The sequence below is a fragment of the Plasticicumulans acidivorans genome, from assembly GCF_003182095.1.
Classification (GTDB): Bacteria; Pseudomonadota; Gammaproteobacteria; order Competibacterales; family Competibacteraceae; genus Plasticicumulans; species Plasticicumulans acidivorans.
Map to the genome: position 1 here is coordinate 362,140 of NZ_QGTJ01000001.1, position 14,719 is coordinate 376,858.

The 14,719-nt window shown below is 66.5% G+C and carries 13 protein-coding genes; 4 read left to right on the forward strand and 9 right to left on the reverse strand.

From position 1 onward, the window contains the following. Nucleotides 1–55: 55 nt before the first annotated feature. Complete coding sequence (locus tag C7443_RS01495; RefSeq protein ID WP_110016806.1) at nucleotides 56–553, forward strand: helix-turn-helix domain-containing protein; 498 nt, start codon at nucleotides 56–58, stop codon at nucleotides 551–553. 229 nt (nucleotides 554–782) lie between these two features. On the opposite strand, the gene C7443_RS01500 is transcribed toward C7443_RS01495, so the two are convergent. The 9 genes from C7443_RS01500 to prmB form a co-directional block, all read right to left on the reverse strand. Next, nucleotides 783–1,484 (reverse strand): ABC transporter ATP-binding protein, encoded by a 702-nt coding sequence (locus tag C7443_RS01500; protein WP_110017017.1) that lies wholly within the window; start codon nucleotides 1,482–1,484, stop codon nucleotides 783–785. An 11-nt stretch (nucleotides 1,485–1,495) separates the two neighbouring features. Beyond that, entirely contained in the window at nucleotides 1,496–2,263 is a 768-nt protein-coding gene (gene livG / locus C7443_RS01505; RefSeq protein WP_110016807.1) for a high-affinity branched-chain amino acid ABC transporter ATP-binding protein LivG, read from the reverse strand. Next, complete coding sequence (livM, locus tag C7443_RS01510; protein WP_110016808.1) at nucleotides 2,260–3,507, reverse strand: high-affinity branched-chain amino acid ABC transporter permease LivM; 1,248 nt, start codon at nucleotides 3,505–3,507, stop codon at nucleotides 2,260–2,262. The genes livG and livM overlap by 4 nt, the downstream gene beginning before the upstream one ends. Then, nucleotides 3,507–4,436, reverse strand: a complete 930-nt coding sequence (gene livH, locus C7443_RS01515; protein ID WP_110016809.1) for a high-affinity branched-chain amino acid ABC transporter permease LivH — start codon at nucleotides 4,434–4,436, stop codon at nucleotides 3,507–3,509. The genes livM and livH overlap by 1 nt, the downstream gene beginning before the upstream one ends. A 115-nt stretch (nucleotides 4,437–4,551) precedes the next feature. Continuing rightward, entirely contained in the window at nucleotides 4,552–5,664 is a 1,113-nt protein-coding gene (locus tag C7443_RS01520; RefSeq protein ID WP_110016810.1) for a high-affinity branched-chain amino acid ABC transporter substrate-binding protein, read from the reverse strand. A gap of 189 nt (nucleotides 5,665–5,853) precedes the next feature. After that, nucleotides 5,854–6,177, reverse strand: coding sequence for a pyrimidine/purine nucleoside phosphorylase (gene ppnP, locus C7443_RS01525; RefSeq protein WP_110016811.1), 324 nt, complete (start codon nucleotides 6,175–6,177; stop codon nucleotides 5,854–5,856). A 78-nt stretch (nucleotides 6,178–6,255) separates the two neighbouring features. Continuing rightward, entirely contained in the window at nucleotides 6,256–8,868 is a 2,613-nt protein-coding gene (locus tag C7443_RS01530) for a putative bifunctional diguanylate cyclase/phosphodiesterase (protein ID WP_170123442.1), read from the reverse strand. Nucleotides 8,869–8,999: 131 nt separating this feature from the next. Further along, complete coding sequence (gene hemN / locus C7443_RS01535; RefSeq protein ID WP_110016813.1) at nucleotides 9,000–10,382, reverse strand: oxygen-independent coproporphyrinogen III oxidase; 1,383 nt, start codon at nucleotides 10,380–10,382, stop codon at nucleotides 9,000–9,002. A gap of 75 nt (nucleotides 10,383–10,457) precedes the next feature. Further along, entirely contained in the window at nucleotides 10,458–11,378 is a 921-nt protein-coding gene (gene prmB, locus C7443_RS01540) for a 50S ribosomal protein L3 N(5)-glutamine methyltransferase (protein WP_110016814.1), read from the reverse strand. A gap of 123 nt (nucleotides 11,379–11,501) precedes the next feature. On the opposite strand from prmB, the gene C7443_RS01545 reads away from it, so the two are divergent. From C7443_RS01545 to C7443_RS01555, 3 genes are read left to right on the forward strand one after another with little or no spacing between them, the layout of a single operon-like run. Then, nucleotides 11,502–12,140, forward strand: coding sequence for an SCO family protein (locus C7443_RS01545; protein WP_110016815.1), 639 nt, complete (start codon nucleotides 11,502–11,504; stop codon nucleotides 12,138–12,140). 57 nt (nucleotides 12,141–12,197) lie between these two features. Beyond that, entirely contained in the window at nucleotides 12,198–13,088 is an 891-nt protein-coding gene (gene asd / locus C7443_RS01550; RefSeq protein ID WP_110016816.1) for an archaetidylserine decarboxylase, read from the forward strand. Nucleotides 13,089–13,090: 2 nt separating this feature from the next. Beyond that, nucleotides 13,091–14,680 carry a patatin-like phospholipase domain-containing protein gene (locus C7443_RS01555; RefSeq protein WP_110016817.1) on the forward strand — a complete coding sequence of 530 codons (1,590 nt, stop codon included), beginning with the start codon at nucleotides 13,091–13,093 and terminating at the stop codon, nucleotides 14,678–14,680. The last annotated feature ends 39 nt before the right edge of the window (nucleotides 14,681–14,719 follow it).

Sequence of the window (14,719 nt, forward strand, 5' to 3'; positions counted from 1 at the left end):
CGACGCCGAACGGACAGCACTTGCCGCATGCCGGGCATGTGCGCACCATCAGCCGATGACCACCCCCCTGTACACGCTCGATGCTGTCGCGACCCTGCGGTCGCTGCCGGCAGCCCATGCCCTGACACTGCGCCAAGTCTTCATGCGGTGCCTCGAAAGCCCCCTGCCGGCGCCTCTGCCCGCCCGTCGCGAATGCCTGCTCATGGCCGGAACCTGGGCGCTGTGCCTGCATCCGCACGGCGCACGCACGATGCTGCTGCTGATCCTGCCCGCGGCGCTGTCACTGCCGCAGATCGAGGCCCGGCTGCTGGCTTTTCATCAGGATGATCTCGGCTTTCGCGTGCCGGATGCAGTGCTTGAGCGTCTGCTCACCGGCGTACCGGCCGTGCGCGCGTGGCGTGAACTGCGGGCGATGCCTCTGGAGCGTCTGGCAGCCGCCTGCCGGATCACGCCGGCCGGCCTGCGCGCCATCGAAGCCGGTGAGCGCCCGTCAACACGACGCGAAACGACCCGCATCGCCGAAATTCTCGGCCTGCCGCAGCAGGCGCTGTAGGCAGCGCTCATGCAGGCGAAAAAAAAGCCAGCTCGATGTTCGAGCTGGCCAAAAACAACCACCAAAGGAGGATTGGAGGAGAAACATCCATTGGATGTTGCGACGCAGTCTGAGCATGTTGCAGTGACACGACAAACGACGCTTTCTCATCCGAACCCTCAGTTTTTTTCACAATTCGTGAAAACGACGAGATTGATAATTCGCAGTGCGGACTATCGGACCGCTCTTTTCAACCGCCGAGATAGGCTTTGCGGATATCTGCATTGGCGAGCAGCGCCGAACCTGTGTCGCTCATCACAATCCGGCCATTTTCAATGACATAACCGCGATCAGCGAGCGCCAGCGCACGGTGCGCATTCTGCTCGACCAGGAACACGGTGACCCCCTCGTCGCGAATCTCCTGCACGATCTGAAAGATCTGCGCGATGATCAGCGGCGCCAGCCCCAGCGAAGGCTCGTCGAGCAGCAGCAGGCGCGGCCGGCTCATCAGCGCCCGACCGATTGCCAGCATCTGCTGCTCACCGCCCGACATCGTGCCGGCGCGCTGTGCGCTGCGCTCACGCAGCCGCGGGAACAGCGTGAACACCCGCTCCAGATCCTCCTCGATACGCTCGGCATCCGAAAAGAAGCCGCCCATCTGCAGGTTCTCAAGCACGCTCAGGCCCGGGAATACACGTCGCCCCTCGGGGGAAACGGCGATGCCACCCTGCATGATCAAGTGGGTTTCGCGCTGCGTGATGTCCTCGCCTTCGAAGCGGATCGTGCCGCTGGCCGCACGCGGACTGCCGCACAGCGTCATCAGCAGGGTGGTCTTGCCGGCGCCGTTGGCACCGATCAGCGTGACGATCTCGCCGCGATTGACGGTCAGCGACACGCCTTTCAGGGCTTCGATCTTGCCGTAGAAGGTATGGACGTTCTCGAAGCTCAGCATCGGTTCGCTCATCACTCTTCTCCGAGATAGGCCTTGATGACGCGCGGATTGCTGCGCACTTCGGCCGGCGTGCCGATGCCGATCGGGCGGCCGTATTCCATCACCAGGATGCGGTCGGAAATCTCCATCACCAGACTCATATCGTGTTCGATCAGCAGCACGGCGACGTCATGCTGATCGCGCAGTTCGCGGATCAGCAGGTCGAGTTCGTGCGTCTCCTGCGGATTGAGGCCGGCCGCCGGCTCGTCGAGCAGCAGCAGCCGCGGCTGCGTGATCATGCAGCGAGCGATTTCGAGGCGCCGCTGCTGGCCGTAAGCGAGATTGCCGGCTTCGCGGTTGGCGTATTCGCGCAGCCCGACTTTCTCCAGCCAGTAGGCCGCACGTTCCAGCGCATCGCGCTCGGCACGGCGAAAGCGCGGCAGCATGAACAGGCCGCTGAACCAGTTGGTGTCGAGCTGCGCGTGCTGCGCCACCAGCAGGTTTTCGACCGCCGTCATCGTGCGAAACAGGCGGATGTTCTGGAAGGTGCGCACGATGCCGGCACGGGCGATGCGATGCCCCGGCTGGCCGGTGATGGCTCTCGCATCGAGGCGGATTTCGCCGGCCGTCGGCCGGTAGAAACCGCTGACACAGTTGAACACCGTGGTCTTGCCGGCACCGTTGGGGCCGATGATGGCGAAGATCTCGCCGGGATTGACCTGGAACTCGATACCGTCGACGGCGAGCAGACCACCGAAGCGCATCTGCAGGCCGGATACCGTCAGCAGCGGCGACTTCATTGGTGCGCCTCCTCGGCCGTCGGCAGTTCGAGGCGTGGCCGGGTCGCCGGCATCAGGCCCTGCGGGCGCCAGATCATCATCAGCACCATCACCAGACCGAAAATCAGCATGCGATATTCGGAGAAGCTGCGCGCCAGCTCCGGCAGCACGGTCAGCAGGAGCGCAGCGAGGATCACGCCGATCTGCGAGCCCATGCCACCGAGCACGACGATCGCCAGCACGACCGCAGATTCAATAAATGTGAACGACTCCGGTGTGATCGTGCCCAGCCGCGAAGCGTAGAAAGCACCGGCCAGCCCGGCGAAACAGGCACCGAGCGCGAACGCGGAGAGCTTGATCAGCGTCGGGTTCAGACCGAGCGAGCGACAGGCGATCTCATCCTCGCGCAGCGCCTCCCAGGCACGACCGACCGGCATGCGCACCAGACGGTTGATGATGAACAGCGTCAGGATCACCAGCAGCAGCGCAATCAGATACAGCGCGATCACCGCATACAGCGAATCGAATGGGATGCCGAAGAACTCATGCAGCGTGGTGCCGCCGGGACTGGCGCGCCGGTTCAGTTCGAGGCCGAACACCGTCGGCCGGGCAATGCCGTTGATGCCGTCGGGACCGTGGGTCAGGCTGTCCCAGTTGTTCAGCACCAGACGGATGATCTCGCCGAAGCCAAGGGTGACGATCGCCAGGTAATCGCCGCGCAGGCGCAGCACCGGAAAGCCGAGCAGGATGCCGAAGGTCGCAGCGAACAGGCCGCCGATCGGCAGGCAGACCCAGAACGACAGGCCGAAGTACTGCGACAGCAGCGCGTAGCTGTAGGCGCCGACGGCGTAGAAAGCGACGTAGCCCAGATCGAGCAGACCGGCGAAGCCGACGACGATGTTCAGGCCGAGCCCGAGCATCACGTAGGTCAGTGCATAGGTGGCGACATCGACGGCGCCGCGTGAGGCGACGAACGGGAAGATCAGCGCGGCAACCAGCACGACGGCCAGCCACAGACGAATATGGCGCGAGAAACTGGCGCTCGACAGCGACACGGTCGGCAGCGCCTGTGTGATGGCGCCAAGCCGCGCCTTCAGATCCAGCAGCTGGGCGACGAATACCAGCAGTACGGCAATGCCCACCGGCCACAGATTGACGACCAGCGTCGTCGACAGGCCGTTGACCACCAGGTGGGCGCCCAGCAGCGGCAGCGTGAGCACGGCGGTGAGCAGCGCCGCCATGCACGCAGTCTTCAGAGACTTCATCAGACTTTCTCCACGTCGGGCGTGCCAAGCAGGCCGGTCGGACGGAACAGCAGGATCAGCACCAGCAGGCCGAAGGCGACGACGTCCTTGTATTCGGTCGGCAGGAACGCCGAGGCGAAAGTCTCGGTCAGGCCGAGCAGCACACCGCCGAGCATTGCACCGGGAATGCTGCCGATGCCGCCGAGCACCGCGGCGGTGAAGGCCTTGATGCCGGCGACGAAGCCGATGAACGGGTTGATCTTGCCGATCGACAAGCCGATCAGCACGCCGCCGACCGCGGCGAGGATCGCACCGACGACGAAGGTGAAGCTGATGACGCGGTTGGTATCGATACCGAGCAGATTGGCCATGCCCATGTCCTGCGAACAGGCACGGCAGGCGCGGCCCATGCGGGAGCGGCTGATGTAGAGCGTCAGCGCGATCATCAGCGCCAGCGTCGCAAAGATGATCAGCGCCCGCGTCAGCGACAGGCTGACCGGGAAGCCTTCCACGTCAATTTCAAACAGGTTGCCCGGCAGCAGCGGCGGCACGGAAATATCACGCGCACCCTGACCGAGCTGGACGTAGTTCTGCAGGAAGATCGACATGCCGATCGCTGAAATCAACGGCACCAGTCGCGGGCTGCCGCGCAGGGGGCGGTAGGCGACGCGCTCGACGGTCCAGCCGTAGGCCGCGGTGACCACCACTGCGATGATCAGCGCACCGGAGAGCACCAGGGCCAGCGGCATCGCGCCACTGGCCGCGCCGAGCGCGGTGATGGTGACGACGCCGACATAGGCGCCGATCATGTAAATCTCGCCGTGCGCGAAATTGATCATGCCGATGATGCCGTAGACCATCGTGTAACCGATCGCGATCAAGGCATAGATGCTGCCAAGCGACAGGCCGTTGATGACCTGCTGGGCAAGGACGGGGAGTAAATCGTTCATGCGGGTTCGGACCCCTGAATAAGACGACGCCTCCGCCTCCCGAAGCTTGGGCGGCGGAAGCGTGCGGTCCGCTGCGGGCCGATCCCGGGCCCGACCGGCGGCGAATACGGCTGGATTACTTCACCGCGGTCTTGCTGGCATCCTTGTGCCACTCGTAAACGACGAACTTGAAGTCCTTGAGGTCGCCGCTGGCGGTAAAGCCGAGTTCACCGATCGGAGTCTTGAACGTGTGCTTGCGCATGTAGTCGGCGACCTTGACCGGGTCGGCACCGACCGCCTTGATCGAATCGGCGATGACTTCCACCGCCGCATACGAGGTCAGCACGAACGGGCCGCTCGGGTCCTGGCCCTTGTCCTTGAACGCCTTGACCAGCGCGGCATTTTCCGGCTCGGTGGTGAAGTCCTGCGGCAGCGTGACGTAGAGGCCCTCGACGGCATCGCCGGCGATCGCGTTGAGGTCCTTGTTACCGACGCCCTCCGGGCCCATCCACTTCGCCTGCAGCCCCTGCTCCTTGGCCTGACGCAGCAGCAGGCCGAGTTCCGGGTGGTAGCCGCCGTAGTAGATCACGTCGGCGCCGGCGGTCTTGAGCTTGGTGATCAGCGCCGAGAAGTCGGTATCGCCCTTGCTGATGCCTTCGAACATCACCGGCTTGACGCCAGCCGCCATCGCCGTTTCGCGAACCTGCTCGGCGATGCCCTGACCGTAGGACTGCTTGTCGTGGATGATCGCCAGCGCCTTCGGCTTGAGGTGCGAGACGATGAACTTACCGGCCGCCGGGCCCTGCTGGCTGTCCTTGCCGATGGTGCGGAACACCATCTTGAAGCCCTCGGCAGTGATCGCATCATTGGTCGCCGCCGGGCTGACCATCAGCACGTCGTTTTCGTCGTAGATCTTCGCCGCCGGCTTGGTCGCGCCCGAGCACAGATGACCGACGACGAACTTGATGCCGTCGTTGACGACCTGATTGGCGACGGTCGGCGACTGCTTGGGTTCGCAGGCGTCGTCCATCTTCACCATCACCAGCTTGTCACCCTTGATGCCACCCTTGGCGTTGATCTGCTCGATCGCCATCTCGGCACCGATCATCTGCATATCGCCGTACTGAGCGACCGGACCGGTCACCGGGCCGGCCACGGCAATGCGGATATCAGCGGCGACGGCCTGGCCGGCGACACCGGCAAGCGCGGTGGCAACGGCGATGCCGAGCAGGTTACGGGAAAGTTTCATGCATTCGCTCCTCGTTTGGACGTTCCGACGGGACAAGCATGCGCCTGTGGCGCAGCGGTCAACGGGCCGACTGGCGGCACTGGAAATGGGCGAAGCTTGGTACCAATACCCGCCTCGCTCAACCGGCGGCCGGCCCCGTGCACACGCTCAATGGAAATACTGCGTGACGTGAGCACGCCTTGACCGATGTCAGCCGAAGCTGCACAGGTACTCGCACAGGCCTTCAGCGACGCTGATTTCGAACTGGGAATCGCCGGGAACATGGAAGGTTTCCCCGGTCGCGTACTCCTGCCATTCCGTCTCGCCGGCAATGCGTACACTGCATTTTCCGGCCACGATATCCATGCGCTCCGGTGCGGCGGTACCGAAGACGTACTCACCGGGACGAATCAAGCCGAGCGTTTGTTTTTCGCCATTCGCATGCTGCAGCACATGGCTGATGACGTTGCCATCGAAATAGACATTGGCCTTGCACAGCACGCTGACCGCATCGATCTGGGTCGGAATCGGCATGAATTTACTCCTGAGGGACGGGCGGACTCACACGCACAAGCGGAGCAGCATCGCCCGCAATGTGCTCGCGCGCGGAGCTTAGCGACTCCCCCCCGGTACGACCAGATGCGTGATCTTCGCCGGTCGGTCGAGCCAGCGGGCAAACGCCGTGGCATCGCACGGCGGCGCCAGCCAGTAGCCCTGATACTGGTTGCAGCCGATGGCCCGCAGAAAATCATGCTGTTCGCGCGTCTCGACACCTTCGGCGACGGTCTGCAGACCGAGGGCCCGAGCCATGTCGACGATCGCCTGCACCAGCCCGGCATCCGCCGCCGCGCCGGGCAGCGCACGCACGAAGCTGCGGTCGATCTTCAGGCGATCGAGCGGCAGATGCCGCAGCGATGACAGCGATGAGTAAGAGGTGCCGAAATCGTCGATCGCCAGACGCACACCGAGGGCTTTGAGCTGGTGCAGCGTATGGGCAGTGCTGTCGATATCGCGCATGACCAGGCTCTCGGTCATCTCGATCTCCAGCCATTCGCCTCCCAGCCCGACTTTTGCCAGCGCCTGAGCAACGCGCTCGGCAATGTCGCCGCGACGAAACTGCACCGGCGACAGATTGATCGCGATCGGCAGCAGCGGCAGGCCACTGTCGGCCCAGGCGCGTGCCTGGCGGCAGGCTTCGGCGAGCACCCACTCGCCGAGTGGCTCGATCAGGCCGCACTCCTCGGCAACCGGAATGAATTCCGCCGGCGACAAGCCGGCCAGCAGGCCACCGCGATCGCGCAGCAGCGCCTCGGCGCGCACGACCCCGCGGCCGTCGAGCCAGGCCTGCGGCTGGAAATGCAGCTCGAACGAACCGGCGTCGAGTGCGGCGCGCAAGGCGCGCTCGACAGCATTGCGCCGTTCGGCACGCTCGCTGAGGCCGCGGTTATAAGGCTGGTAGGCATTGCGCCCGCGTCCTTTCGCGGCATACATCGCCGCATCGGCGCAGCGCAGCAGGGCTTCGGCATCGCCGGCATCATCCGGGTACAGCGCGATACCGATACTGGCCGAGGTGTAGACGGTACGGCCGGCGCACAGATAGGGCTCGGCGAGGCGCTGCAGGATGCGGCTGGCGATCTGCTCGGCATATTCGGCCGAGCCGGCCTGCGCCAGCAGCACGACGAACTCATCGCCACCGCGCCGGCTGACGGTATCTTCGCTGCGCACGCAGGCGAGCAGCCGTGCCGCCACCTCGCGCAGCAAGGCATCGCCGATGGCATGGCCGAGTGTGTCGTTCAGGGTCTTGAAGCGGTCGAGGTCGAGGAACATCAGCGCGATGCGCCCGCCGCTGCCGGCAGCATGCGCAAGCGCGACGTCGAGCCGCTCGCCGAGCAACGCCCGGTTCGGCAGACCGGTCAGCGCATCACGCTGACCGAGCCAAGCCACCCGTTCCTGCGCCTCGCGACTGGCGGTGATGTCGTGCAGCGTGCCGAGCATGCGCGTCGGCTCGCCACCGGCATCACGGCGCATGATCTTGCCGGTGATGCGAAACCACAGCCAGCGGCCGTCCGCCGCGCGCAGGCGGTGTTCGTGGACGAAGCGTTCAGTCTCGCCGGCCAGATGCTGACGCACCGCTTCGCGCGAGGACAGCAGGTCCTCGGGGTGCATCAGCGCTTCCCAGTCCTCGTAGTGTTCGCTGAGCTGGCCACGCGAGTAACCGAGCAGCTCCAGACAGCGGGCCGAGGCAATGATGCGCCCGGCCGGCACGTCGTAATCCCAAACGCCGTCGCCACTGCCTTCAAGGGCGAAATGCCAGCGCTCCTCGGCCTCGCGCAGGGCCGCCTCAGCGCGATCACGCTGATCGGCGCGATGCATCGCGTCGAGCGCGAACGACATGTCTTCGGCCAGATCGCGCAGCAGTTCGACCAGATCCGAGCGGAAAAAGCCTTCTTCACCGGCGTACAGACACAGGCAGGCAAGCGGCCGCCCCTCTTCACGCAGCACGAAGGAGGCTACTGCACCGATGCCATAGCGACTGACCGGCTCGTGCCACGGCGCCATCGCCGGTGCAAGCAGCATGGAGTTCTCGACTGCCCAGCCACCGCGCCAGGCACGCCCCATCGTGCCGCGCCCCTCAACGCGCGTGGGATCGTTGGAGACACGGATTTCATCGAGCAGCCCGGCGGCCGGGCCGGCTACAGCCACCGGCCGGAACCAGCCGGTTTCATCCGGCATGCCGATCCAGACCAGCGAAAAACGGCAGTGCTCCAGAGCGATACGGCACAACTCGGCGAACAGCTGTTCACGCTCGCGCAGACGCACGATGGCGCGGTTGACACCGCCGAGCACGGCATAGAGATCCTTGATCCGCTCCAGACTGCCTTCGGCACTGATGCGAGCATCGATCTGATCGCTGAGCGTGGCCGACATCGTTTCCATGCCGCGCGCCAAATCGCCAAATTCATCGCCGTCGGGCACCTCGATGCGCAGCCGTGACGGACAGTGCGCAATACGCACCATGGTGGCCTGCAGACGTGCGATCGGGCGCTGCAGCAACCTGCGCACCAGCCAGACCAGCGCCGCGGCGCAGAGTGCGCCACCGGTGCTGAGCGCCACCAGCAGTGCCCATGGCAGCGCGGCACGGATCTCGTGCGCTGCTTCGCCATGCGGAAGGTTCAGGTACAGCCAGCCAAGCGGAATGGCGATCGCCAGCAAGACCGTCGGCATCACTCCGATCAGGAATTTGCACGCCAGCCGCATCGACCTGCCCGCCCGTCGCTGTCCGCATCACCTGCGGAGTGCTTCATTGCTGCGATCCCCAGTGCTGAAGGCGCCGCCCGGCGACGACGCGATGCTCACTAGATGACTTTCGAAAAACGCTGTTGCGTAGCCTGCCGCAGATAGCGATCAAACACCATGCAGATATTGCGTATTAAGAGACGCCCTGGCGCCAGCACCCGGATGGCGGCAGGCGTCAGAGTCAGCAGACCATCCTCCACCATCGCCGCCAGCTCGCCGAGTTCGAGCGCGAAATAGTCGGCAAAGACAATCTCGAACTCACGCTCGATGGCGGCGAAGTCGAGCACGAAGTTGCACAGCAGGCGGGTGATCACCGCCCGGCGCAGCTTGTCGTCGGCATCCAGCTGCACGCCGCGGAACACCGCCAGCTCACCGGCGGCGAGGCGCTCGGCGTAGGCCTCCGGCGTTTTCAGGTTCTGGCTGTAGGAGTCACCGACCATGCCGATCGAGGTCGCGCCGAGCGCGACCAGATCGCAGTCGGCATGCGTGCTGTAGCCCTGGAAATTGCGATACAGCGTGCCTTCGCGCTGCGCGACCGCCAGCTCGTCGTCGGGTTTGGCGAAGTGGTCCATGCCGATGTAGACGTAGCCGGCCGCAGTCAGCCGGCGGATCACCAGCTTGAGGATTTCGAGCTTTTCGGCAGGACTCGGCAGCTGGCTGGCATCGATCTGCTTCTGCGTCTTGAACAGCTCCGGCAGATGCGCGTAGTTGAACACCGACAGCCGGTCGGGATCGACTTCGAGGATCTCATCGAGCGTGCGCGCGAAGCTTGCCGCCGACTGCAGCGGCAGGCCGTAGATCAGGTCGACGCTGATCGAGCGGAAACCCTCGGCACGCGCCGCGGCAATCGCCGCCAGCGTCACCGCCTTCGGCTGCAGGCGGTTGACCGCCTGCTGCACCGCCGGATCGAAATCCTGCACGCCCATGCTCAGGCGGTTGAAGCCGAGCTCGCGCAGCAGCGCGATCTTCGCTGCGTCGGCCTCGCGCGGATCGATCTCGATCGAATACTCGCCGCGATCGCCGTCGAGCAGCGTGAAATGCTCGCGCGTCTTGGTCATCAGCGCGCGCATCTCCGCCTCGCTGATGAACGTCGGCGTGCCACCGCCCCAGTGCAGCTGCACCACCGGACGCGAGCGATCGAACAGCGCGCCCTGCAGCTCGATCTCGCGATGCAGCTGTTCGAGGTACGGTGCGGCACGGCGGCGGTTGCGGGTAATAACCTTGTTGCAGGCGCAGTAAAAACAGACGGTGTCGCAGAACGGGATGTGGAAATACAGCGACAGCGGCCGGGCACTGGCATTGCTGGCACGAGCCAGTGCGGCGTAGTCGGCGGCAGTGAAGCCTTCGTGGAACTGCACCGCCGTCGGGTAGGACGTGTAGCGCGGCCCGGCCTTGTCGTACTTGGCGAGCAGCGCCTCGTCGAACACGATCTGTGTATCCATCGGTGGTCCGTCCTCGCGCAAGCTGAAGCTGCGCCAAACATAGGGAGCCGGCCGCCGCCGGCCCGGAGAAGTCGCTCAGGCGGCCGCGATCGCCGCCGCGTGCTCGCGCAGCTCGGCGGCCGTCAGCAGGAACACGCCTTCGCCGCCACGCTCGAAGTCGAGCCACAGGAACGGCACCTCGGGCAGGCGCTCGCGCAGGGCCCACTGGGCGTTACCGACCTCGACCACCAGCACGCCGTCATCGCTCAGGTGCTGCGGCGCGGCGCGCAGGATCTGCAAGGTCGCATCGAGACCGTCCTCGCCCGAGGCCAGCGCCAGCGCCGGTTCATGGCCGTATTCCGCGGGCAGGCCGGCCATTTCCTCGCTGCCGACATACGGCGGGTTGCTGACGATCAGCTGGTAGACGCGATCTTCCAGCTCCGAGAACAGGTCCGACTCGATCGCCTCGACGCGATCCTCGACGCCGTGCTCGATGATGTTGATCTCGGCGACGTCGAGGGCGTCGCGCGAAATATCGACCAGATCGACCTCGGCCTCGGGGAAGGCGTGTGCGCAGGCGATGCCGATACAGCCGCTGCCGGTGCACAGATCGAGGATGTGGGTCACGGTTTCAGCCTTGATCCACGGTGAGAACTGGCGCTCGATCAGCTCGGCGATCGGCGAGCGCGGAATCAGCACGCGCTCGTCAACGAAGAACGGCATGCCCATGAACCAGGCCTGCTGCGTCAGGTAGGGCACCGGCACGCGCTCGTTGATGCGCCGCTCGAACAGTTCGAGGATGTCGCGCTTTTCATCGGGCGTGAGATTGGCGTGGAAGTACTCCACATGCAGATCCGGCGGCAGATGCAGCGCATGCAGCACGATGGCGGCCGACTCGTCGATCGCGTCAGCGGTGCCGTGGCCGAAATACAGCCCCGCACCGTTCATATGCGAGGCGCCCCAGCGAATCAGGTCACGGATGGTATGCAGGTGCGCCAGCAGGCTGAGATCAGTCATCGATGGTGAAATCCCGAACAAACAGTCGCCGACTATAGCACCGCGCCCTGCTCCACCGCGCCGGTACGGCGGGCGCCATGCGTTACACTGCGCCCCCCTCGAACCACCCGATGGAGCGAGCCGATGGCACGCGCCCGACTGATTGCAATCACTCTCGCCGGCGTCGCCGCGCTCGCTGCCGGCCTGTGGATCGGCCAAGGCCTGAGCGGCTCGCAGGAGCCGCCACCGCAGGTCCAGGGCTTCGTCATGAGCGAACGCCCGCCTGTGGTGCCGTTCACGCTGACCGACCAGGATGGCAAGCCGTTCGGCCCGGAACGCTGGCGCGGCCACTGGTCCCTGCTCTACTTCGGCTACACCTATTGCCCGGACGTCTGCCCGACCGCGCTGACCGAACTGGCCCAGCTGCAGAAGGCACTGCGCGAGCGCAATGCCGAGGGCGATCTGCACTACTGGATGGTGTCGGTCGATCCACAGCGCGACAGCCCGCAGCGGCTGAAGACCTACGTGCACTTCTTCAGCCCCTCGTTCGAGGGAGCGACCGGCAGTGAGGCCGAGCTGAAAAAGCTGATGTACCAGTTCGGCGTCGTCGCCATGCGCGCACCGGGCGGCGGCGAGGACTCCTACACCATCGACCACTCGTCGACCTTCACGCTGATCGACCCCGAAGGCCGCCTGATCGCGATCTTCACGCCGCCGCACGATCCCGAGACCATGCTGCCGCAACTTTTGGCGGTGCAGGCGTACTACCAGCACATTCGCTGATTCCATCGATCCTTTGACACGCCCGCCTGCCGTGGCGGGCTGCGAGCACGCGTCCCCATGACCCCGTCCCGCCCCCCGTTCGCCGATCGCCTGCGCAACCTGCCGCAATACCTGCTGCCGCAGGTGACGATCACCGCGCTGATCCACCGCGCCACGCGCTGGCGCATGCCCTGGTGGCGCAAAGCGCTGACGCGCTGGTTCGTCGCCCGCTACGGCGTCGACATGAGCGAAGCGCTGCAGCCCGATCCCCTCGCCTATCCGGATTTCAACGCCTTCTTCACCCGCGCGCTGCGTGCCGATGCGCGACCGCTGCCGGCCGACCCGGCGCTGCTGTGCAGTCCGGTCGACGGCGCCGTCAGCCAGGCCGGGGCGATCCGCGGCGACGCCGTGTTCCAGGCCAAGGGCCACGACTACTCGCTGACGGCGCTGCTCGGTGGCGAGGCCAGCGATGCCGCGGCGTTTCTCGACGGCCGCTTCGCCACGCTGTACCTCAGTCCGCGCGACTACCACCGCATCCACATGCCGGTCGACGGCCGGCTGCGCGCGATGATTCACGTCCCCGGCCGGCTGTTTTCAGTGTCGCCGCTGACCACGCGCTGCATCCCCGGGCTGTTCGCCCGCAACGAGCGCGTGGTCACGCTGTGGGATACGGCGCACGGGCCGATGGCGCTGGTGCTGGTCGGCGCGATCAATGTCGCGTCGATGGAAACCGTCTGGGCCGGCGTCATCACGCCGCCGCTCGGCCGCCAGATCCGCCGCTGGCAATACCCGGCGGACGGTGACGGCAGCGTGCACCTGCGCCGCGGCGATGAACTCGGCCGCTTCAACATGGGCTCGACGGTGATCCTCGCCTTCGGCCCCGGTGCCGTCGAATTCGAGGCGGCGATCCAGGCCGCCGCGCCGCTGCGCATGGGACAGGTGCTGGCCCGCCCGCAGCCAGGCTCCTGAGCATGCAGCCGCGACCCGCAGGCTCGGCACTCGCGCTGACACTGCTGCTGGCAAGCGCCGCAACCCAGGCGGCGCCGCGACTGGGCCTGGTGTTCGACGGCGAGTACGGCGACGGCCTGCAGCTGCTCGGAGCACTGCGCGCGCTCGAATGGCTGGACGTGCCGGTCGATGCGCTGGTCGTCGGCGGTTCGGGGGCGCTGGTCGGCGGCAGCTACGCCGCCGGCGCACCGCTCGCGCAGATCCACCACACCTTCACCCGCAGCGACTGGCGCACCCTGCTGCGCGCGCAGCCGGCACCGGCCGCACCGACGGCAGCCGCGGCGGGCCTGCCGGTCGGGCTGTCGCGGGTCTGGCGACTGGAACGCACGCTGCATCACCTGCTGCCGCGCACGGCGCTGTCCGGCACCGACTTCGATACGCTGCCGCGCCGCCTGCGTGTACTGGTCGAGCGCGACGGCCGCTGTGAACTGCTCAGCGCCGGCCAGCTGCCGCGCCGCCTGCGCAGCGCCATCGCCGGCCCCGGCCTGCCGGCACCGGCCAACGCCGACGGCAGCCACGACCGCCGGGCCGGACGTCAGTGCCAGGCCACCGCGGCCCAGCTCGATGCGCTCGCTGTCGATCTGTGGCTGCGGCTGCAGACGCCTGATGCCGACAGCGTACCGGACGCGCAAACGCCGCAGCTGCTGGTGCCCAGCGTCACCGCCACAGCCGACGATGCCGTGCTGATCGCCGCCGGCGAAAACGCCGTGCTCGCCGCCGCCGCGGCGCTGCGCCGCTTCGCCGTCCATCCGGTCGCGCGCCTCGCCGAGCGCGACGCCGCCCCGCCGCGACTCGCTGATACGGCGAGCGCGCAGCCGGCCCGGACGCCGGTCGCCTTCGGCCCCGGCAGCGTCCATGCCGCCTCGAACTATCCACCCGGCGTGCGTCTGCATACGTATGACGGCGGCAGTGATGCCGTCCTCGAAACCCTCGGCGACTATCGCGACGGCAGTGCGCTGTGGCTGCGCCTGGGGCTGTCGCGCAGCGGCGATGCCGCCGATCTCGGTTGGCGCAGCGGTGTCCACCTCGGCCGCACGACGGGGCGCACGCAGGCACGGCTCGACCTTGGCGGCGACACCCGCCGCGGCAGCGCGGCGCGCCTGCGCATCGAGCAGCAGGCGCATCATCACGGCAGCCGCACGATCATCGAGCTCGGCCATGACGCCGACGCCGCGTGGCGCGCCAGCGCGCGCTGGTCGACCGCCTTCAAGCTCGGCGAAGGCGACTTCGGCGCGCTGGCGCTGCTCGGCGACACCGGGCGCACCGCCCTGCCGCTGGAGGCAGCCAGCGACGATTCACCGCTGCTGCTCGGACTGCCGGGCCGGGCCGCCCTCGCCCACATCGACTACAGTCAGCCGCTGCTCGCCTTCGAGCTGCCGGTCCAGGCCGGTGGCAGTCTCGAAATTGGCCAGAGCAGCGAAACCGAAGTGGTGCACAGCGCCGCCAGCCTGTTCCTCGGCCTGCGCACGCTGTTCGGACCGACGCGGTTGAGCTTCGACTTCGGCGACAGCGGCCGCCAGGCACTGCAGCTGTTCTTCGCCACGCCCTGGTGAAACCGCCGGACTTGCTCGGCGCGGCGTGTCCGGCACAAT

Excerpts from the sequence above, each read along its gene's own strand:
- C7443_RS01495 (WP_110016806.1), top strand. The coding sequence starts at position 56 with ATGACCACCCCCCTGTACACGCTCGATGCTGTCGCGACCCTGCGGTCG.
- C7443_RS01500 (WP_110017017.1), bottom strand. The coding sequence starts at position 1,484 with ATGCTGAGCTTCGAGAACGTCCATACCTTCTACGGCAAGATCGAAGCC.
- livG (WP_110016807.1), bottom strand. The coding sequence starts at position 2,263 with ATGAAGTCGCCGCTGCTGACGGTATCCGGCCTGCAGATGCGCTTCGGT.
- livM (WP_110016808.1), bottom strand. The coding sequence starts at position 3,507 with ATGAAGTCTCTGAAGACTGCGTGCATGGCGGCGCTGCTCACCGCCGTG.
- livH (WP_110016809.1), bottom strand. The coding sequence starts at position 4,436 with ATGAACGATTTACTCCCCGTCCTTGCCCAGCAGGTCATCAACGGCCTG.
- C7443_RS01520 (WP_110016810.1), bottom strand. The coding sequence starts at position 5,664 with ATGAAACTTTCCCGTAACCTGCTCGGCATCGCCGTTGCCACCGCGCTT.
- ppnP (WP_110016811.1), bottom strand. The coding sequence starts at position 6,177 with ATGCCGATTCCGACCCAGATCGATGCGGTCAGCGTGCTGTGCAAGGCC.
- C7443_RS01530 (WP_170123442.1), bottom strand. The coding sequence starts at position 8,868 with ATGCCGACGGTCTTGCTGGCGATCGCCATTCCGCTTGGCTGGCTGTAC.
- hemN (WP_110016813.1), bottom strand. The coding sequence starts at position 10,382 with ATGGATACACAGATCGTGTTCGACGAGGCGCTGCTCGCCAAGTACGAC.
- prmB (WP_110016814.1), bottom strand. The coding sequence starts at position 11,378 with ATGACTGATCTCAGCCTGCTGGCGCACCTGCATACCATCCGTGACCTG.
- C7443_RS01545 (WP_110016815.1), top strand. The coding sequence starts at position 11,502 with ATGGCACGCGCCCGACTGATTGCAATCACTCTCGCCGGCGTCGCCGCG.
- asd (WP_110016816.1), top strand. The coding sequence starts at position 12,198 with ATGACCCCGTCCCGCCCCCCGTTCGCCGATCGCCTGCGCAACCTGCCG.
- C7443_RS01555 (WP_110016817.1), top strand. The coding sequence starts at position 13,091 with ATGCAGCCGCGACCCGCAGGCTCGGCACTCGCGCTGACACTGCTGCTG.